Annotated in this window: 19 protein-coding genes; 1 reads left to right on the plus strand and 18 read right to left on the minus strand. The window is 33.9% G+C overall.

What is annotated here, in order from left to right; genetic code table 11:
- Positions 1-125: 125 nt before the first annotated feature.
- Positions 126-950: a MerR family transcriptional regulator gene (locus RTW14_RS10180; RefSeq protein ID WP_312650471.1), complete on the plus strand. Its 825-nt coding sequence runs from the start codon at positions 126-128 to the stop codon at positions 948-950.
- Positions 951-961: 11 nt separating this feature from the next.
- Here the strand turns inward: RTW14_RS10180 and RTW14_RS10185 are convergent, their stop codons facing one another.
- The 18 genes from RTW14_RS10185 to RTW14_RS10265 form a co-directional block, all read right to left on the minus strand.
- Complete coding sequence (locus RTW14_RS10185) at positions 962-2386, minus strand: MFS transporter (protein WP_312650474.1); 1425 nt, start codon at positions 2384-2386, stop codon at positions 962-964.
- Positions 2387-2466: 80 nt separating this feature from the next.
- Complete coding sequence (locus RTW14_RS10190) at positions 2467-3606, minus strand: iron-containing alcohol dehydrogenase (RefSeq protein ID WP_312650477.1); 1140 nt, start codon at positions 3604-3606, stop codon at positions 2467-2469.
- Positions 3603-4544: a DUF1848 domain-containing protein gene (locus RTW14_RS10195; RefSeq protein WP_312650480.1), complete on the minus strand. Its 942-nt coding sequence runs from the start codon at positions 4542-4544 to the stop codon at positions 3603-3605. The genes RTW14_RS10190 and RTW14_RS10195 overlap by 4 nt, the downstream gene beginning before the upstream one ends.
- Before the next feature lie 28 nt (positions 4545-4572).
- The gene (locus RTW14_RS10200; RefSeq protein ID WP_312650483.1) at positions 4573-7164 is read right to left on the minus strand and encodes a hypothetical protein; all 2592 of its coding nucleotides are present in this window, start codon (positions 7162-7164) and stop codon (positions 4573-4575) included.
- Between the two features lie 200 nt (positions 7165-7364).
- A complete protein-coding gene (locus RTW14_RS10205) occupies positions 7365-7802 on the minus strand; it encodes a YaiI/YqxD family protein (protein ID WP_312650486.1) in 438 nt (145 codons plus the stop codon).
- A 15-nt stretch (positions 7803-7817) separates the two neighbouring features.
- Positions 7818-8612 (minus strand): EFR1 family ferrodoxin, encoded by a 795-nt coding sequence (locus RTW14_RS10210; RefSeq protein WP_312650489.1) that lies wholly within the window; start codon positions 8610-8612, stop codon positions 7818-7820.
- Between the two features lie 13 nt (positions 8613-8625).
- Entirely contained in the window at positions 8626-9165 is a 540-nt protein-coding gene (thpR, locus tag RTW14_RS10215; RefSeq protein WP_312650492.1) for an RNA 2',3'-cyclic phosphodiesterase, read from the minus strand.
- A gap of 553 nt (positions 9166-9718) precedes the next feature.
- Positions 9719-9898 carry a hypothetical protein gene (locus tag RTW14_RS10220; RefSeq protein ID WP_312650496.1) on the minus strand — a complete coding sequence of 60 codons (180 nt, stop codon included), beginning with the start codon at positions 9896-9898 and terminating at the stop codon, positions 9719-9721.
- A gap of 96 nt (positions 9899-9994) precedes the next feature.
- On the minus strand, positions 9995-10147 hold the full coding sequence (locus tag RTW14_RS18855) for a DUF3427 domain-containing protein (RefSeq protein ID WP_442871570.1): 153 nt from the start codon (positions 10145-10147) through the stop codon (positions 9995-9997).
- Between the two features lie 19 nt (positions 10148-10166).
- The gene (locus RTW14_RS10225) at positions 10167-11657 is read right to left on the minus strand and encodes a hypothetical protein (protein ID WP_312650500.1); all 1491 of its coding nucleotides are present in this window, start codon (positions 11655-11657) and stop codon (positions 10167-10169) included.
- Between the two features lie 39 nt (positions 11658-11696).
- On the minus strand, positions 11697-12950 hold the full coding sequence (locus RTW14_RS10230; RefSeq protein ID WP_312650503.1) for an LlaJI family restriction endonuclease: 1254 nt from the start codon (positions 12948-12950) through the stop codon (positions 11697-11699).
- A gap of 10 nt (positions 12951-12960) precedes the next feature.
- A complete protein-coding gene (locus tag RTW14_RS10235; protein ID WP_312650506.1) occupies positions 12961-14688 on the minus strand; it encodes an McrB family protein in 1728 nt (575 codons plus the stop codon).
- Positions 14689-14711: 23 nt separating this feature from the next.
- The gene (locus RTW14_RS10240; protein WP_312650509.1) at positions 14712-15932 is read right to left on the minus strand and encodes a DNA cytosine methyltransferase; all 1221 of its coding nucleotides are present in this window, start codon (positions 15930-15932) and stop codon (positions 14712-14714) included.
- 8 nt (positions 15933-15940) lie between these two features.
- Entirely contained in the window at positions 15941-17014 is a 1074-nt protein-coding gene (locus tag RTW14_RS10245; protein WP_312650512.1) for a DNA cytosine methyltransferase, read from the minus strand.
- 11 nt (positions 17015-17025) lie between these two features.
- Complete coding sequence (locus RTW14_RS10250; RefSeq protein ID WP_312650516.1) at positions 17026-17223, minus strand: antitoxin; 198 nt, start codon at positions 17221-17223, stop codon at positions 17026-17028.
- 275 nt (positions 17224-17498) lie between these two features.
- Complete coding sequence (locus RTW14_RS10255) at positions 17499-17981, minus strand: very short patch repair endonuclease (RefSeq protein ID WP_312650519.1); 483 nt, start codon at positions 17979-17981, stop codon at positions 17499-17501.
- A gap of 242 nt (positions 17982-18223) precedes the next feature.
- Positions 18224-18628, minus strand: coding sequence for a hypothetical protein (locus RTW14_RS10260; RefSeq protein WP_312650523.1), 405 nt, complete (start codon positions 18626-18628; stop codon positions 18224-18226).
- 70 nt (positions 18629-18698) lie between these two features.
- The gene (locus RTW14_RS10265) at positions 18699-19991 is read right to left on the minus strand and encodes a DUF6198 family protein (RefSeq protein ID WP_312650527.1); all 1293 of its coding nucleotides are present in this window, start codon (positions 19989-19991) and stop codon (positions 18699-18701) included.
- Positions 19992-20005: the final 14 nt, after the last annotated feature.

The raw sequence follows: 20005 nt of genomic DNA on the forward strand, positions 1-20005 counted from the left end.
CCTCTTGGCTTCTTGTTATTTGTATCATAAAAAGGGATAGGTTATAATAAATAAAATACCCTATTGATATATTATACTAAAACAGTATAATTTAGGCAATGGACCTTTTGAAAGGAAGATAAATAATGGATTTCATAAAACAGAACTATTATACTACAGGAGAATTTGCAAAACTTTGTAACGTAAAGAAGCAAACACTATTTCATTATGACAATATAGGTATTTTTTCTCCAGAAGTCATTGGGGAAAATGGCTACCGCTATTATTCATATCAGCAAATTGAAGTTTTTGAAATTATTACCATGTTAAAAGAATTAGACATGCCCTTAAAAGACATAAAAAACTATTTAGATACCCGAACGCCAGAAAGTCTTATACAGCTTCTTCATGAAAAGCAGAAAGAAGTTGACAATAAGCTTACAGAACTGGAATGGATAAAAAACTATATAAAAACTAAAACTGACATAACTACAGAGGGACTTCAGGCCGAAACAGAAAAGGTTACTTATGTAAAAATGCCAGAAGAATATCTGATTGCTACAGATTATAGTGGCACGCCAGATGACAGGTCTATAGCTGCAGCTATTACAAAACATTATAACTATTGCCATGACTTAGGGCTTTATATGATTCATTCAATCGGGAGCACCATAAGAATATCTGATATGCCCAAAAGTGAAATTTACTACTCCTATACCCACATATATACAAAAGTTTTAAATAAGCGGTATCCTAATCTACATATAAAACCTGCTGGTACTTATGCCGTTATATATCACCGACACGGCTATAATACGGCTTTTGAAAGTTATAAGATGCTTATAAACGACTTACTTAAAAAAGGGTACACTCCTGGAGAATATTTCTATGAGGATACCATGCTTGATGAACTATCCATGTGTGGATATGACAATTATATGATAAAAATATCCGTGTACTGTAGCAAATAAAGTAACACTAATTAAATAACTTCTTTAAACTCTTCCAGGTTTACCGCTTCCCCTTCTCTCTGTTTTTCCACTGCCGCAAGCACTCTGTTAAACAGTTTCTTTGTAATAGGATATTTATATATCATATATACGGATAAAAACATAAAGACTCCCGGTATAATGGTAAATGCATTGTCTACCCAGAACAATGCGGTTTCATGCTGCACGGGTGCATTTCCGTCAAAACCAGCCCACTGAAGCATATTTCCTAACAAAACTAAACCTACTGCCTCCGATAAAGATTCTGATATTGCCTGAAGGGACACAATCGTTCCCTGTCTTTGTTTCCCACTGACTAATTCGTCTACTTCACAAACGTCATACATCATGGCTGGCATCAACTGCCAATAGCATATGGCTCCTAACCCAAAAGCAACCAGCATAAGTGCTGCTTCAATAAAATTGGTAACGCCAATAAATCGAAGCGCTATCATACTTAGAGCACAAATGCTCATACCTATCATGAACTGACTGCGCTTATCAAATTTATGACTTGTAGCCATTAAAATTGGTACAAATACCATCCCTGCAAAGGGCTCTATGGCCATTAAGGCAGTTATGCTTAAAGCATTCAGCCCCATGTTATATGTATAAAAATATAGCCTGTCAGCCACAAATATTGTATTTGCTGCTAAATACAATATACTTGCGTAAACAGCATATCTAAGAGTCCTCAATTTAAGAATCTCTGCAAATCCTTTAAACATATCTATTATTATCTGACAGAACTTCTTAATCGTTATTTTTTCAGATTTAGGCCTATCTTCAAGGTTATTTGGCGGTTCTTTTATAATCGAAGCCCCGATAAAAAGTGATAAAAATACGCAGCCTGCAATCATAGCTGCCGTTCCATGCCATGCTTGAGCCTGTGTTCTGCCCATATGAACTAAATGGTCCACAAATATTGTAGGCATTACCGCGCCTATAGCCATGCCTAAAGTGTTTCCCACATAGGCAAAGGACCTTAGCCTTGTTCGTTCATTATAGTCTTCTGTAAGCTCTGCACCCCATGCTAAAAATGGGATAAAAAACGAAGAAAACCCAGTCCAGAAAAGTAAAGTCATACATACATAGTAAACAATCTTTACGGTCATGGTTGCTTCTATAGCCGTAAATAATAGCGTAGTTACAATGGCTACCGGCACTGATGCAAAAATGATGAACACTTTTCTTTTTCCAAACCTCGAACGAGTGTTATCGGATATAAACCCAATAACTGCTGAGCAAACTGCATCCCATACAGCACCAAGAGCTGCTATGATTCCTGCAATTCCAGGATCTATTCCAACTACTGTAGTCATAAAAAACAAGAAAAACGTACCATAAAGGAAATATAAGCATTGGTCAGCTATGGCTATGGTCCCATATGCTGTCTTAATTTTGAGTGAAAGTTTCATATTATCCCCTCCTACTCAATAGTTTAAAGTATACAGTTACCATATAGTCAATAGCTTTTTATAGAAAATAGGTAAAATATTTACCTTCTTTTTAGCGACTCTCTGTATATCTGTTCCATCTCTTCTTTTGCGAATACTACAGGATTTACTTTTATATTCCCGTAAGATACCTTAAATATATTTGTGGCAAGCCACTCTATATCTTCCTCCACAAAACCTAAATCTGTTAATGAAATATTCAGGTTTATTTCTCTTAATAGTTTTTCTATAGTCTCTGCGCAATCTGTCTCATCCGTTCCACCTAACAGTTTTGATAATTTTGCAAACTTTTGTGGATTTCCGTTTATGGATGCTCTGACGATGGCTGGCATAACCGCAGCTAAACCTTCGCCATGTGTGACATTTTTATACCCGCTCAATGGATGTTCAAATGCATGAGGTGCACAAACTCCAGCAGTTTCCAGTGTATATCCGCCCAATGTACTAGCCAAGGCTACTGCCTCCCAGGCTTCTCTATCGTTGTAGTCTTCATATACCTTAACCAGATTATCCTTTATCAGCGTTATTCCCTTCTCTGCAAATATATCACTCATATGATTCGCTCTTGTAGAAACGTAGGCCTCCAGTAAATGACATAAAGCATCAAAACCTACTGATGCTAAAACCTGTTTTGGCATTGACATCATTAATTCTGGATCAACAATAGAAGCCTTTGCCATAAATCCGTTTTTACGCATACCTCTCTTATCCTGAGTTTCATCCTTTGTAAACACCGCAATACTATTGACTTCACTACCTGTACCACAAGTGGTAGGAACAAGAATCAAAGGTAAGGAAGGTTTTTCTTCCACCTTCCCAAGCTGATGTTCCTCAAAATCCCCATCATTTTTAGAAAAGAAAGCAATGCCTTTTGAAGCATCCATAATGCTGCCGCCTCCAAGGGCCAATACCACATCACACTTTTCTTTCTGGGCTGCTTTTGAGCCTTCCATTACAATGGAAATCACAGGATTCTTTTCTACCTTGTCAAAGAGCACATAATCGATTTTTTCTTCTTTAAGCTGCTCAATCACCCTGTCCAACAATCCTGATTTCTTTGTGCTGGATTTTCCTGTAACGATTAGCACCTTATTCCCATATTTCGCAGTTTCTCTGCCTATTAAATCGGCACTTTTAAATCCAAATATTAAGTTTGCTTTATTTGTATATTTGGTAATCATATTAACCTCCACATCAACTGTTCCTGCTTTCCCGATGTAACCGTTCGCTCTTTTATTTTATCGCTTTCTGTTATTTTACTGCACAAAACGGGGGAATCGAACTCATATTTTTCTATATTCTTTCCTACTGTAACAGGACTATGATTTGCATAGCAATATTTACATCCATTCCTACAGGTATTGTATGCCCCAATATCGATACTTTCTATGCAGCCACACTCCATTCTCTGATTTTTGTCCTTTTTCGAAATAATTGGATACCCAGTAATTCTTTCAATTAGTACGTCATCAATGCACTTACCATGACCAATTCCTATGGGACTTAAATCTATGTTTTCTGCACAGGTTTCTAACTTTAAGCCATACCTGCCTGCTATATGGAACAACATTTCTGCCATTGTGCGTTTTGCACCATCATCCAGACTTGATGCTCCCAATTTTGCCAGGTTGTTTTTAATCTTAGGATAGAAATCTATAAAACTGAAGATGCATTTTTCTGTGTAATGTTCAAGTTCTTTGGCTATTTTTTCAAAATGTTCCACATGATAGTCCTGATTATATTTATTATTTATCAGAATAGGATCATATCTCCATATAACCTTTTCTGGGCCAATTTGATCTGAAAGCCTTTTAAATGTGTCAATTAAATTCTTTGATTTAGAAGGTACATTTATTTCCATATCCTTGTCATAGGAAGTAATCGTAAATTGAAAATAGTAATGATAATCCTTCAACTGCTTAAGGTTGTCCAGCATTGGTGCTGGATTTTTTGTCCAGAACACAATACAGTCCACCACTTCAGGAGATAAATCAATTTCACTCACCTGATTATAGTTCATTGGATTTCTCACTAAAACAAACCGCTCTTTCAAGCGGTTTGTAAACCAGTCAAAATAATAATTTGGAATGTCAGTTCGCCTGCTTGCACTGATAATCATCTTTCATTACCTATTCTTCATTTATTATTTATTTATTAAATAGAACATACATATCCGCCAAGAGTAAATCTCTTTCCACCAATTCAGGAAACAATAGGTTCATTTTTTGTATGAATCGATCGCAAATCTTCAAAGTTTCGGGATCTAAATCTATATGTCCATGCAACGCTAACATTACAGAAGCCAACCCACAATAATAAAAAGTCGCAAATACACTTTTGCCTTCGATATATCTGGCACTAAGTGACCTTTCATAAAGTATAATAGAGTTCTTTATACCCTGATTTAATGACATATAAGCTTTATCAATAGATGAAATCAGCATGCCCAATTCTTTAACAAGACCTGTCATTTGCTCGGACTTGTTTCGATACTCCATATACCATGAAAGTAATACATCCAAATAAAGCTGACCACAGAACGGTATACCTTCACTGTGTTTTAAATCAAAATTGATTTCAGGTGATTTATACTGTCCTGGAACACCCCAGTTGACCATATCATGAAATTCTGTATGATTTCCTGTAATCTTAGAAGTCGGGAAAAACTTATAATCCTGCTTGTCCACGTTTCCTTTAACAAGTTCTTCATAACGTGCCAGCCAGTCTGAGGATGTGGTTATAGTTTCATCAAACTGCAGCATTTCCTGCATAGCCTCAATGCCTGTTAATCCCAGCAGTTTCATGCCTTGTTTATAATCCATTGGATTTTTCAAATATAACCGCATCGCTGCTATATCATTTACTTGAGCCAGCTTTTCAATTTCGTTAGCAGAAATTTCTGTAGTGCCTCTAAAACTAGCCATTTGCAAATTAAGGACTTCAAAACAGGTTTCAAATTCCTTTTGTGACAAATGATATCTACACATATTCTCCAGGATGAAACCTCTTTGCTCTGTATTTAACATGTGTAAACTGATGAGGTGTAGTATTTCTTCAATCATCTGAGCACAACGTCTATTATTGCTCTTCAAGTTACTATCATCCTCTTCATTCTCTTTATCCTGTCCACAAAAATTACATATAAGTAAAGCTAGTATTTCACAACCTTCACTATCCAAATAAGGATCTCTTTTAGCCCCTGTTTCTTTCACTACAATTTTTAGTTTTTCAAGCATTTTTATAGAATCATAATTCATCAATGTGGTGATTAATATCTCATTGAGGCTGCCAATATTCTCTTTATATCCTTCTTCTCTGTGTTTAAAAATGTGAATATCATCAATCTCTATAGGGGTAAAGAATTCATTACTCAAATGACAAGTATCTGCATCGCACACTTTATAAACTCCGCTTTCCAACTTATTTTTCAAGTATATAAAATCCTTTTCTCCTGAAGCCGCTTTTAACTGCTTACACTTCATCGTATCAATTTCCTCAGAAAAAGCATGATTATTCAATTGCTTTAATACTAGGGATTTTACAGGATAATTTTTTCGTGCATCCCAATAGATTATTGCTTTATTTTGTTTCCCCAAATCATCTCTATATCGAATGTTTTCCAAAATGGATTCTTTCGAATTTATTGAAAATGTTGTCTCTTCAGTCTTACAATTTTCCTGTAATACTGCCTCATCAACTTCTTTACCATTACAATCAAAAATGACATGGCCATACCCTAAAACTCCTGTGATTTTTTTATCCAGCATTGGATTGGCCTCGTCTGTATCATCATACCAATGAACCGAATAGGCTCTCGCTGCATTTACAGGAATCACTAGCTCCTTTATATATCTTCCTTGTCCGTCACCCCTGATTACAACTTTTCCCTCGTATCGATTATAATCACTATCCACTATCTTGTATTTCATGTAATGAGCATATTCATTTTTAACAGAATATGGTGGTAAAACCATACTGAACTGATTTTCTTTCTGGTTATATATTAAATATGGCGATGGCACCTCTGTGTTTTTCGGACGTTTCCTGCCTAGGTATTTTTGTTTTTCTTTCCATTCCTTAAATTTGCTTATAACTCTTTCACTATATTTTTCTTCATCTATATCTGTGTTTTCACTTAAATTTACAAGTTCATTCATATCCATGAAGAATTTAGCTGCTCTCTCTGGATACAATTTTATATAGGAGGTAGTTGCTAATCCAATGGCATAGCTACGCCAGCTTGTCAATTCATTAATTAACACCGCCGGATCAAATTCTTCCTGCATATTGCTGTATTTTATCATATCAAAAATGTCTTCAATCTCACTATTTGGTATCCCCGCCTGAGATAAAATTGGCATTACGCTCATATCTTTAATATCACTATTAAATTTATTAAAACCAAGTTTGTTAAATATAAGTTTCCAATTTTTACCTAATATAATTTTTTGATTGTTATTGATAGTAACCCCTAGTTTTTCGCTATACGTACTCCAGAATTCTTCGTATTCTTCATGAAGAATTAGATTTACCGCATGTGTTATGTTTACTAATGGATAACTTTTCTGAATTTGTAATACGCTTGAGTCTTTATTTGTAACCTCAAATATTTTTTCGCTTAATATCTCGTATTCCTCATAAGCTAAATCTAAATCGCCCCATAGCTCACATTCTTTAATTAAATTTGATATATTTTCCTCAATTGCTCCTAAACTAAAATTCTTATATACTACCTTCATTTAACTCCTCACTTGCCATCTTCATTCTATTTTATATCTATTGAAGCATAAAAACTGCACAGGTATTCTATTGAAGCATAGAAACCTGTGCAATGCCAATTCCTAATATAGGTTTACTTTCTTAACGTCGCCGATTTACAAATAAACTATATATTTATTATACACCAAATTCGACATTTTCGCAAACGAAAGAAGAATTTTCATTTTTTATTTTGCAAACAAGCTTCCAAAGTTTCTTTAAACGCCTCATCCTGACACACCTTTCTCTTTGCATGTCCTTTCATCCTGCCTCCGCCCATACGGATTTCCTTGGCAGTATGCCGCTGCATCAAAAGACCGTCAATATTATCCTCACTGTAAATTAGCCCATTCTGACTAATTGGTACAGCGTGTCTTGCAAGACACATGGCCGCAAGCCCGTAATCCTGAGTTATGACCACATCTCCATTCTGCACCATATTTACTAGTGCAAAATCCACACTGTCGGCCCCCTTAGATACCATAATGGTGGTTGCCCCTTCCTTTTTAAAAACATGAGAGGTATCACATAAAATAATGCACTCCATCTTATGTTTTTTTGCTGCTCCAACTGCTATATCAACCACTGGGCAGCCATCGGCATCAATTAAAATCCGCATATGCTCTCCTTCATTTTAAATAAATAATTCTGGTTCTTTTCTTACTCCTGAACACGTAGTTTCAAGCCAGTTTATTATATTTTTTACCCATTCCGCTTCAAATTTTCTAGCATTAACTGGACAATTTTTTATACATCTATTACAATGCATACACTTATGCGGGTCACTCTCTATAAAATCATCTCTATTAATAGCACCTACTGGACATGTTTCTGCGCATAAACCACACCTAATACAAAGAGCATTTGTTGTTGGTGCTGTTGGCGATACTGGCGCATTATCTTTCACCACATAAGGGAATTTGCCTTTCACTATTAGCTTTTCATATGTATGATCCCTTCTTATTGCCTGTATCTTTTTTTCTATTTTTTTGCCAAAATCACAAGCTATGTATAAGTCGTTTTTATCAGGCCTATTTGTTGCAACTAAATCAGTGTAGGAATGTTCACCAACAAAAGCTGCACCCGCTATACCGATAAAACCATTTGCCTCAAATATGTCTTTCAATTCAATTAGTGCATCTTCATATTCGCGATTTCCGTAATTAACTGTAAATACCGCTTTCGTATTATTTCCTTTTATGGTATTTAAGTATGAGATTAAAAAACTAGGTATACGTCCGCCATAAACAGGTACACCAACCATAACCAAATCCTCTTCAGTAAATTGAGGAATAATTTCCTCAACCCTATCTTTTTCCATAGTAATATCATATTCTGTGTACTTATCTGTAATTTCCTTGGCTACTGTCTGTAATACTTTTTTGGTATTTCCTGTAGCACTAAAATAAATTAAATTTAACTTTGTCATTTATAAATCTCCATCATTTCTTAATTAACTCCCTGGTATAAAGCTCTGTGTATACTAGTTTACCATTGATTCGTTCACTAAGCATCAAACTGAATTTATTTACTGACTGGGTCATACTCCCAAGTTCTTCTACCAGTTTCTTTGATTCCTGATAATCACAGTTCACCTCACGGCCCAAAGTCAAATGAGGCTTAAACTCACGCATATCTACTGAAAAACCTTTGCTGTTCAATTCATAATTCAGTAACTTATGTAGCTCGCTCATGGGATTGGACTTTTCTATTCCAATCCAGTAAATATCAAAGCCAGTCCTTTTAAATCTCCCTAATCCGCCAATATGAATATCAAAGCTTTCCACATTCACCGCATCCATACACAACTTAACTTTATCTACATCATCAGAATCAACTTCCCCTAAAAAGGCCAGCGTCACATGGAGATTTTCCTTACGGCTGAAGTGTCCCTTTCGGGCAATCTCCTTGATATGACAGATTGCATCATATATCCTGTCACAGATATCTTCATTCAAATTTATAGAAATAAATAATCGCATAATTATTTTCCTTCAAACTCATTCCAAAATATTCAATGTCCTCGCAATGGTAATTTTTAAACTAAATTCAGCAGGCCATTTTAGGTATACATATTTGTATGTATATAAGACAATTTAACTAGATTATATCCATAAATTTCATAATTATTTCTGAATTTCATTTTTTATTAATAATATTTCTATAAAACTGGTTCAATGATACTTGTTTTTTTATGGTTAATAATGTTTTTTCTAAGAATTCTAACCTCTCAGTAAATGAAAATTTTAAAATTGTCAAAATCAACATCTTTATAAGAGATTGCTACATCTTTAATTTGTAATGTTATATCGCATGGATTTTCCTTGTTGGAATCCAACATGAAAATTCCATCTCTCACATATAACATCTCGGTTATCTTTTATGTATGCTTTACTTAACCTGCTGTCATGCAGGCTGAAATTTGATGTGTTGTTGGTTGATTTCTACGTTCAAATGGTTACCCCTTTGGTGGTTATCTCATGCAACCTCTGTTTCTATGCACAAATAAGCGGGGTACTATTTAATCTTCTACATTTATTCGTCCCAAACAAAACATTTATCTTGTGTTGCTTTACATTCCTCACACATACTACAAGGTAATATTTTTTCATTACAAATTGGGCACAATGATGGCTTATCTTTTGCAATAAACACTTGGTTTTCACAGATTGGGCATAATTCCCATACTCCACTGCTTTTTTCTAACTCTAACATTTACATTGCCCCTTTCGCTACATACTTAATTTATAACCTCTTATATTACAAATCAGTCTATAATATACTCATATATATCGTCTCTAACTGGCTGGTCTAATTCTTAATAAGATTAACATCTTCATTTTGTAAATTTACTCCTGGTCTTGCCATCCAACTGAATAACTCTTTTGATAGGGATTTATCATCATACTTTAATCCCACATCTATATTCTTAGACTTTTTGTATGTAACAAAAATTGGGCACATTCCGTATTAAATTTTATAGTCATAATCTATTGGCTATATAGTATTCATTAATTGCTTGAACCTTTATCCAATCTATCGGCAACCCGCATCCAACGCGAGAATCTCCTACCAATTCCATCATTTTTAATCCACACAATTCGGCTTTAAAAGGTGGACGTTTTTTCCCTGATCTAATACTTACTTTTCTTATAATATGCAAATCTTTAAAAAACTTATCCTCAATGTCGGTGCAATACTGTAATTCATTAAACTTATAACCTACAACATTTCCCTTTTTATCCCTAACTTCTTCTGACCATTTTAATTTGTCTTTTGCCAAAAATTCTTCTGATACTTGATAGAAAAATTGTAAAAATACATTTAAATTCCCGTTATTCAAGTATGCAGCTGTAAAAATCTTTTTAGGTATATCTAGAAAAGCATCACCACCTATACAACTACCAACGTATCGATGTCCTAATAAAGTCAACTTGTTATCGGAATCAACAAATTCAATTCCACTTGTAAATGCTTCAATGTCGATTCTATAGCTATGTGCTCTATCGTGTATCTTTTCAGCAAATTGTATCCAAGCTTGATTTTCATTTATTTTCCCTTTGTTTAAATCAGCTACTATTTTCTTTTTCACTACAGAGAAAAATTGTCTGGGCTTTTTATCCATCCCACTTAAAACTTTGCAAAATGCGGTTTTTACTTCATATTTTGTACCCCTTTTTTCATACAATGTCATAGAATCTTCTAACAGCATATATTCAAACCAATATTTTCTCCAAACTCTATTTTTTCGGTTTTCATCTACAGTCGAATTCGATAAATAAATATACGGATCAACACTTGAATCAATAGCACTTATTGCCGTTTTTAATTCTGCTGGAATGCTATACGATAATAAATTTTCTTTTTTTGTCTCGTCTAGCATTTTCAATTCATAGCAATACTTATAAACATCATCGAATTCACTGCTACCTTCTCTAAAATGAGTCCAAATTGTATCTGAAGCTTTCGAAGCCGTCTTTTTAGAAATTTTAGATGACGTAAATATTAAATCTCTTTTTTTGAGTAATTTCCCCTTCATCGATGTGAAACTTACAGACATTAAATGTGGGTCATATGTATACACTGCTATTTGTGCCTTTTTATTAGCCGTTTCAATAAATTTAACTATTTTCTCTCCAGGATCAGCGCAGCTATCATATTTATCAGGAATCACAATAATAGTAGCATCATATCCTTTTGCTAAGTAAGCAAAAGCTTGACCTAGTGCAGTTAGAATACCATGCAATCCCTCGTTAGGCCTTTTATACTCTAATGCAATTTTCACATCAGGTCCTTTTCCATTGGATACTAAAATCATACCGTCCGCATATGGCCAATCTTTGTCAGTTGTCCCATTCGTAGTAACAGTCCATGCCCCCGCTCTTCTAAACACTTTGAAAAGCTTCTTTTGCTCTGCACTAAGTTCTCTTGCCAATTCACTTGCAACATATGTGGCTTCTATATCATGTTTCATTGATTTCCTCTTTTCCATTATATTAAATATAATATCACATTACCTAACAACAGAATCAATTAACGTTGCCATTTTAGTTATTTCATTCATATCTTTTGCAGAAGAAAGAGACATCAGATATTTAACATCTAGTAAAATACCCTGGACTTTTTCATAACTCTTATTATTTAATTTCCAATTGCTTCTTGCTGTACCTATGAAATACATCTCGTTCTCTGTATAAAAGCTTTTTCCAATAGAATTATACGGCATAATAAACGCATTGTATACTATCGGATGATTTCCGTTATCATCACAAAACTTTTCCATTTCGGCAATATACTCGCCGTACGTTATCTGCTTATTGATTGATGTAGACTCTGGTAAATGCCCCGGATTTTTGGACCACCCATACTTATAATATTTTGCATCAAGCACATAAATCCTATCATTATATTTCATTATAGTGTCAGGGCGTAAGTAAGCATTATCTTTATCTTCAGCATCATGCCCTTCAAAATCACTACCATTAAGGTTCCATATTGTCTTTGGATAATATTCTTCTTTATTTGACTCACCAAATACTTTATCTATCATCCTCTCCCAAACAGTAGAAAATTTATAGGTACCATACCGGAAGTTTTTCTCTGCATTTTCATCACCCTGATACTCAATAAGTGCTAACATATTAATAAATAATTGACGATTTTCATCATTGAAAGTATTTGACAATTTATCTTTTAGAACACCAGAAAAAAGTTTTTGCTTAAACTTGATTCTTGGCTTCTCTGGTAAATAACTTGAAAAAAGCCATCCCATCTTATCAAAACTTTCATATACACAATACTTATGTATCAGTGTAATAAGTTCATTTTCATTGATTTGATTTCTTTTTGTCACAAAGTCAAGATAAAATAGATCTTCATCCTGTATATAAGCACGTTGTGTTTTTATTGTTCTACTCCAATTTATTTTTCCACGTTTTGAAACATTATAATGTATTTCTCTTTCTTTATAATATCCTCTAACGTAAAAGTCCTGAATAATGAACAAATACGATTGTATTGGAAATTTCACCTCATCAAAAGAGTTTGACTGCCCCAGCACTTCTGAATCTCTTTTATTCGTATTTTTTGCCAAAGTAGACATAATTAACAAAATATCTTTTCTTAATTCTTTTTCCTCTTCACTAATATGAAAACCCAAAGGAAACGAAATCTGTACATTTCCCTCTTCGCTTTTTATACCAACGAAAACATCAGAATCAATATTTGTGTTAACACTACACCTGTCCTTTAATAGTGTTTTAGGCATAAGTGCTCACCTACGCTTTCTCTTCTATATCCGACACTTCTTCAGCGATAATTTCCTCATCTTCATTATATGTTTTTATCTGGCTCATCATTTTTTGATATACCTCTAATCTAAGTACTGCCTTTAATTTATCAGATGTCTCTGATTGATAAGTATCAACTACTTGTTCAAGCGAATTCATAGAAGCATTAAAGATTTTATCTTTATCCATTTTAAATGCATCATCCCACAAATATTTTAACGCTTTTTCAGGGAATCTATCTACTGCTAATTCTTTCTGTCTAATAAAATATGCGCCAAGTCTCTTATCCTCTGAACTAGACATGTCCATACTCATTTGGAGTACTTCATTATTAATTACTGTCGCAAAAGCACCCCAGGTTACATTTGTTCCCAATATATTATTATTTGCATGTTTTGCCTCCATTACTTTATTTGGTATATGTTTCATATCCCATCTTCTCTGGAAAGCAGTATCTAATGTAAACACATTTTGATCTGATGTATTCATTGTGGCCAATAAAGACATATTAGAAGGAATACGGACCTCATGGTTTTCATCACCATAGACCCAATTAGCAACATCATAATTTGAGATAGCATATTCACCAGTACCATCTTCTGACCTATCTAAAAGCTGAAAGATTTCTCCAAAAATAGCTGGAGCATTTCCTCTGTTGATTTCTTCAATAACCAAATAGTACATGTTCTCCTTATTTGTCTCTGCTTTTTTCAACATTTTTGTAAAAGGCCCTGGTACAAATTCATATCTGAGTTTGCCTTGTGGATTTTCTTCATCCTTTACCACTTTAGGTAAAATCTGACCGACAAAATCCGAATAAGTATAATCTGGATGAAATACAACCCTTTCTATCTTTGTCGCATCTGAACACATTTTCTTAATTGTATAACTCTTTCCAGCTCCTGGAACACCATAATAGAGAATATTTGTTCCAGGTACTTTTTCCTCTTTTTTTTCTTTAGAGCTTGTATTGAGATTATCGTTTTTTTCATCTATATCCATATATGATTGATAACTTAGTAAATCCCCCCCATTCCAGAAAGAACTACAATTGATAATATCAAAAATATCTGCTTTATTTTCTTGAGTTAACGTATCGTGTTTAATATAAATCTTTTCTCCCTCTTCTGCCACGCATCCAGACCAAAGCAGCACTTTTATCATTTCACGCAACTGACGGTCTTCATGCTTCCAATTTCTCTCATCTTCCTTAAAAGAAATATTATCAGGAAAAGTTGGTACTTTTCGATATTGTAATATTTGGTTTACAACTTCTAGCAAGCTATAATCAGAATTCTTCGCAACATTATCATTATAAAAAATGAAATTTTTAATTTCTTCCTTAGTCAAATAAGCATTACCTGGTACAATCAAATTAAATGTATAGAGGATTTTTATAATTGTTCTCATAGGCGCTAACTTAATATTATCTGCAAGAGTTTCCTCATACGCCTCACGTGTTCGTAAGTTCGGGTACTGAAATTTCTTAATAAAATTTAGTACTACTTCCCTAACATTTCCATGAGAAGCCACTTCCGAGCATCCACTCGTTTCTGTAAGATTAAAATAAAAGCCAAGTGTTTTCATATTATTATTTGCGCTTTTATCTTCACTTGCAGATGGTACAGTATTCATTAAAAATGCTGTAGCTGCATTCTGCAATGAATCTCCCAATACTGATATCCGTAAATCATTAGTAAATAAGTAGTGATACATTCTTCTCCTCCTTTTTTGCAGCTCTACAGCATTTCCATTAAGTCACCAATTGCTAATGCAATACATTTTGCCAATTTAGGGGGAACCGCATTTCCAATCATTTGATAGGCATTGCCCTGACTTCCAACAAAATTAAAATCATCATCAAAGGATTGTAAACGAGCTGCTTCTCTAACTGTAATTGATCTACATTGTTTTGAATCATAATGAATAAATCGATTTCCATCTTTATACAAATGAGCAATTATCGTTGTACTTGGTAACTCAGCTTCCAAGACATGATATCTGTGAATAGGTGATTTGGAACCAACCTTCTCCTCATACAATTTGCTTATTTTTTTACTATCGTATTCTCTTTTTTCACTTTCAATATCCTGAGCTAATATTTTAAAAGTATCCATATCCCTTAAGTTATGATAACGTGGGTTATGCCATGTTATATCTGATTCTGGTGTATTATGTGATTTTCTTCTTTTATGATGTTCCTCATCAAAATATGGCGTACACTTAGGCAAATCACCTATAGCCTCTCTAACAGTCACCTTTTTAGTTGATTTATATTTAGGCAGAATTTCTGTATAAAAATTCTTTAACAAATTCTGTATGTACTTACAACATTTTTTGTTTATGCCAACTATTATCATTCTGTCTCTATTCTGTGGAACCCCATAATCACTTGCATTCACCTTTGCATACTTTTTTAAATCATCAATAATTTCATATCCAATATTTTCAAACCCGGCACGAATCTTATCCGTAATAGGTTTTCCATCTGGTGCTGCACTCAATATACCTGGAACATTTTCAAACACGAATACTTTAGGTTTATATCTATTAACTACATTGAGATAATGTTCAAAAAGATAATTACGATAATCCTCCTTCATCCCATTTTCATCACGTACTCTTCCCGCTACAGAATATGCTTGACAAGGAGGTCCGCCAATAATTACATCCACTCCATTGGCCTGATTAACAAAATAATCAAGTCCTTTACCTGATGCAAATTCTGAATCACCTTGCCAACCTTCAAATAGTTCTTTTTCTCTCTGAATATCAAAATGCATTACTCTTTCCTGAGCATCTTCAATATTCCATTTGTTTCTAAGCCGTTCTTTTAAAGTATTTACTTGTGGTTTTAACCACTCTACAGCAGCAACATCAGTATATTTGCCACTCTGAAGGAATCCATCTTCTAAACCTCCGCATCCTGCAAACAAATCGATCATTCTATATTTTGGCATCATTATTCCTACTTTCTCAAATACAATTTTAATCTTTCTGCAACTACTTTACCAAGCATTGGTGGAACTGCATTTCCAACCTGCTTATACTGCTGAGACTTATTACCATAAAAAATAAAATCATCAGGAAAACTCTGCAAACGAGCACTTTCACGTACAGTAGGAATTCGATTATACTTATAATGAAAATGTGATCTATGTCCAGTATTTATTGTAAGTGAAGGTTTTTTACTATTATATCTTGTAAGAGCCTCATGATATTTATACAATCCCTGGTACTCTTCTGGCAACGCCTTATAGTTTTTTCCCTCTGGTACTAGTGAAATCATTTTCACTGTCTTTTTATCATGAATTGTTCCAATGTGATTATAAATTTTATCAGATTTTTTTCGCATTTCCTTCTGATAATCACTTAATGGTTCGCATGGGTATTCCTGTACCTCATCACCATAAATATTTTCAAGGGCCGGCAAATCACAAATAGCATCTTCGCATGTAACATAACTTTCCTTATCAACCGTTGGTTCAGGAAACACAAAAGTCTCTTTTGAATTTAGTAATCCCACAAAAAAAACCCTCTTCCTTATCTGTGGAATGCCATAATCAGGTGCATAAAGAAGTTTAGGTTCCATTTTGTATCCAATAGCCGCGAAATCCTCAACTATCCTTTTTGCTCCGATTCCTCCATTTGTCTGAAGCATACCTGGAACATTTTCCAGCACAACCGCTTGTGGTTTAACTCGCTCTGCAAGTTCTACCATTGCCTGATATAGTGTATTTCTTTTATCATTCTTATCTCTCGGCCCTGCAATTGAAAATCCTTGACATGGTGGTCCTCCAACTAATACATCTAACTTTATATTTCTTTCTTTCAAAAAATCAATTATCACATCAATATTATCATGATTAAACAAATCTAACTTCTTAGCTTCTGCACTTCCATGGTTCTCTTTAAATGACTTTAATGTCATCTCATCGAAGTCAACGCCTAATACAACATCGTAGCCAGCATCAAAAAAGCCTCTGGATAAGCCACCAGCACCAGAAAACAAATCCAAACATGTATATTTATATTTCCTCATTATTATCTCCTTTAGTTCTCATTTGGATTATTTTCCTTAATATAATTTCTAATCCATAATCCTATTTCAACAGACGCAGTTTTTCCCTCGTCTCGAAGCAAATTCATGAATTCGTCTTTTACTTCTGGCTCTATTGATATCTCAATTTTAGCAGTTTTCCTTCTTCCAGGGGGACGACCTCCCATATTATTTTTCTTTATCGACATCATGTTTACCTCCGTTTATAAACCATATTATATAATGTTTTTATCATGGTGTAAACCATTATTTCAAATAACTATTTATGAAATAGTTGTATTGATTTGTTACCAATATAATTCTAATAAAAGAGAACCATGATAAGAATTTTCCTACCTTGATTCTCATTATAATGGAGCCTATATACCATATATATTTTCCCTCAGAGCGCATCCAGGTCAAATCATTTTATTATTATAAATCAGTATAGCTGCAATACAATTTATTTCTAATTCTGCCATAATTCTCAAATAAAATCAACCCCTTTTAGGAACATTTGTTCTTGTTTTTTATCTAGTTCTTTTTCCATAGTAAAATCAAGAATATACTCTTCTATCGCTCTAATACACTCTTCTACATTTTTACTTATCTCTTTACCCCAAAACCTTCTTACTGCCCAGCCGCTAAAGTACAACTGTTTATCTATTTCACTATCACGCTCTTTATTTCTATTAATTTTATTAATCCAGTATTCACTATTTTTACTTTGTTTCAATCGTTCCCTCTGTTCTTCCCAATTATATCCATGAAAAAATTCGCTATCACAAAAAATTACTAGGTGATATTTAGGCAATACAATATCTGGCTTGCCCGGCAACTTATCATAGTTTTTTCTATATCTATATCCCTTAGCCCATAAAGCTCTTCGTAATTTAATTTCTATAGATGTATCTTTGCTTTTAATATTACACATATTTCTGTGTCTTTGTTCCGCCGTCAAATTATCCATAAATTCACCATCTTCTAAAAAAACTCACTTCTATTCTATCATAGCACTCTATATTTGACTAATCCCATTTAATAAAGCCAATATAACTTATTTTTCTCACACTTTTATGTACCACCAATTTAATACTTTAATGATATCAAAAAAGAGCCTTAAACTTAGTATTTCACTGCGTTCCAAAGCTCTTTTAAAGATTAACTTCTTTCTAATTTATTACCTTATACTTAAAACAATTTTTAACTCATTTAATCACTAACATTTTCCCCATTCCCCATAAGTACTGGTCGGCTATCTATCTTTTTGTATTGAATAACATAGTTCTGTATTGTGTCAAAGTAATACAATACATTTTTGCTGTATACTATACAATGTTTTTCTCCATCCGTATCTTCAAGTACATACATGTCTTCATAATCTTTTTTGTATATTCCTTTTTCGACCATTGTTTGATTTTTATATTTATAGTAATTATCACCCTTAAATACAAAATACTGAATATCAGCTAATTCCCCCACACTATAAGTTCCTATTATATTACCATTACCTAGTTGTCGCCCATATTTAATCAGAAATCCCGTTGATATACATAGAAGTACAATCAAAAGTACTATTACAACATTTTTAAATTCAAATTGACCGCTGTTTTTCATATTTACCCCCATTCCCCGCCGCTTCGCTTTCGGCACAAATCATTCATGAAAATTGTTTATTATTATTACACTATAAATATTTCCGTTCACTCACTGCATTTCTGATAATCTTCACTGCTCCATCTATTCCAAATACACTGCTATCAATGGTCAAGTTGTACTCTTTTGCATTACCCCATTCTTTTCCGGTATATCTCTTGTAGAAGTTTTTACGGCCCTTGTCATTCTTATGTATACTGGACTTCGCAACGTCCTTACTGAAGTTATAAACATTCACCGTTCGTTGGATCCTGCTTTTCTCATTTGCATGGATAAAGACTCTTGTTATATCTTCCTCTTGTAGGATAAAATCAGCACATCTTCCCACGATTACGCAGGGTCCTTGGTCTGCAATTTCTTTAATTACTTTACGCTGTGCCGCAAAAATTACATCAATTCTAGATAAAGCTTCTTTCATATAGGCATAATTTTGTGTGACTAAATCGTACAGGAAAGGGTTATTCAGTGTCTGCTCATGATCTGCAATGTAATCTTCCGAATATCCACTCTCTTTTGCCGTATAAGAAATAATTTCTTTATCATAGAATGCTATGTTTAACTCATCCGCCAGTTTTTGACCTATTTCATGGCCCCCACTTCCGAACTCACGAGCAATGGTAATAATGATTTTATTGTGACCTTCTTGCATAGATGCCATTTCACTATCTACAACAGAAGCATAATCACATAGAATCTTGTCCATACAGGATAAGTGCTTATTAAAGAATTTAGCTATTAATCCTACTATAAATGCAGCAATTACTGTACCTTCTCTGACACCTGCTACTTTATGAAATAGGATTAGAGAAATAATGCAGGCACATAGGGTCAAAGTAGTATCAAAACAGATTTTTGTTGTTCCAAATTCTTTTTTATACTTTGTAGAAATAGCCTTTACAAAAGCTTCTCCAGATAACATGACAACATTTGCTATTACTTCTATACTGACACCCAATGCTAAAATAACGCACCCCGCAAGAAGTGATGTGATTTTTATTATGTAATTAGCTGGAGTAAAAAATGAAAGTAAAGACATGGTTAAATCAATAAAATATCCGAAGAGAACAGAAATTGGAATCTGTATTAACTGTACTTTTTGAAAATCCTTTCTCAAGAAAATAATTTGTCCTACAATCAAAATCATGTTTAACAAAAAAGTGAATTGCCCCATGCTCAATGGGAATCCCATGCTTAAAGTATAAGGGATACTTGATATAGGGGAAGTTCCAAGGTTGGCTTTGGTTATCAGACTTACTCCCAATGCATTTACAAATAATCCTAGTATAAATAATATATAACGTTTTAATAGTTCTTTTTTTGACATTCATTCCGCCTCAC

The organism is Aminipila sp. (assembly GCF_032051575.1).
Lineage (GTDB): Bacteria > Bacillota > Clostridia > Peptostreptococcales > Anaerovoracaceae > Aminipila.

Bases quoted from the DNA above. Each gene is read 5' to 3' on its own strand.
- RTW14_RS10235 (WP_312650506.1), bottom strand. From the start codon at position 14,688: ATGTATCACTACTTATTTACTAATGATTTACGGATATCAGTATTGGGA.
- thpR (WP_312650492.1), bottom strand. From the start codon at position 9,165: ATGCGATTATTTATTTCTATAAATTTGAATGAAGATATCTGTGACAGG.
- RTW14_RS10180 (WP_312650471.1), top strand. From the start codon at position 126: ATGGATTTCATAAAACAGAACTATTATACTACAGGAGAATTTGCAAAA.
- RTW14_RS10210 (WP_312650489.1), bottom strand. From the start codon at position 8,612: ATGACAAAGTTAAATTTAATTTATTTTAGTGCTACAGGAAATACCAAA.
- RTW14_RS10205 (WP_312650486.1), bottom strand. From the start codon at position 7,802: ATGCGGATTTTAATTGATGCCGATGGCTGCCCAGTGGTTGATATAGCA.
- RTW14_RS10190 (WP_312650477.1), bottom strand. From the start codon at position 3,606: ATGATTACCAAATATACAAATAAAGCAAACTTAATATTTGGATTTAAA.
- RTW14_RS10250 (WP_312650516.1), bottom strand. From the start codon at position 17,223: ATGATGTCGATAAAGAAAAATAATATGGGAGGTCGTCCCCCTGGAAGA.
- RTW14_RS18855 (WP_442871570.1), bottom strand. From the start codon at position 10,147: ATGTGCCCAATTTTTGTTACATACAAAAAGTCTAAGAATATAGATGTG.
- RTW14_RS10265 (WP_312650527.1), bottom strand. From the start codon at position 19,991: ATGTCAAAAAAAGAACTATTAAAACGTTATATATTATTTATACTAGGA.
- RTW14_RS10185 (WP_312650474.1), bottom strand. From the start codon at position 2,386: ATGAAACTTTCACTCAAAATTAAGACAGCATATGGGACCATAGCCATA.
- RTW14_RS10220 (WP_312650496.1), bottom strand. From the start codon at position 9,898: ATGTTAGAGTTAGAAAAAAGCAGTGGAGTATGGGAATTATGCCCAATC.
- RTW14_RS10245 (WP_312650512.1), bottom strand. From the start codon at position 17,014: ATGAGGAAATATAAATATACATGTTTGGATTTGTTTTCTGGTGCTGGT.
- RTW14_RS10230 (WP_312650503.1), bottom strand. From the start codon at position 12,950: ATGCCTAAAACACTATTAAAGGACAGGTGTAGTGTTAACACAAATATT.
- RTW14_RS10255 (WP_312650519.1), bottom strand. From the start codon at position 17,981: ATGGATAATTTGACGGCGGAACAAAGACACAGAAATATGTGTAATATT.
- RTW14_RS10200 (WP_312650483.1), bottom strand. From the start codon at position 7,164: ATGAAGGTAGTATATAAGAATTTTAGTTTAGGAGCAATTGAGGAAAAT.
- RTW14_RS10260 (WP_312650523.1), bottom strand. From the start codon at position 18,628: ATGAAAAACAGCGGTCAATTTGAATTTAAAAATGTTGTAATAGTACTT.
- RTW14_RS10195 (WP_312650480.1), bottom strand. From the start codon at position 4,544: ATGATTATCAGTGCAAGCAGGCGAACTGACATTCCAAATTATTATTTT.
- RTW14_RS10225 (WP_312650500.1), bottom strand. From the start codon at position 11,657: ATGAAACATGATATAGAAGCCACATATGTTGCAAGTGAATTGGCAAGA.
- RTW14_RS10240 (WP_312650509.1), bottom strand. From the start codon at position 15,932: ATGCCAAAATATAGAATGATCGATTTGTTTGCAGGATGCGGAGGTTTA.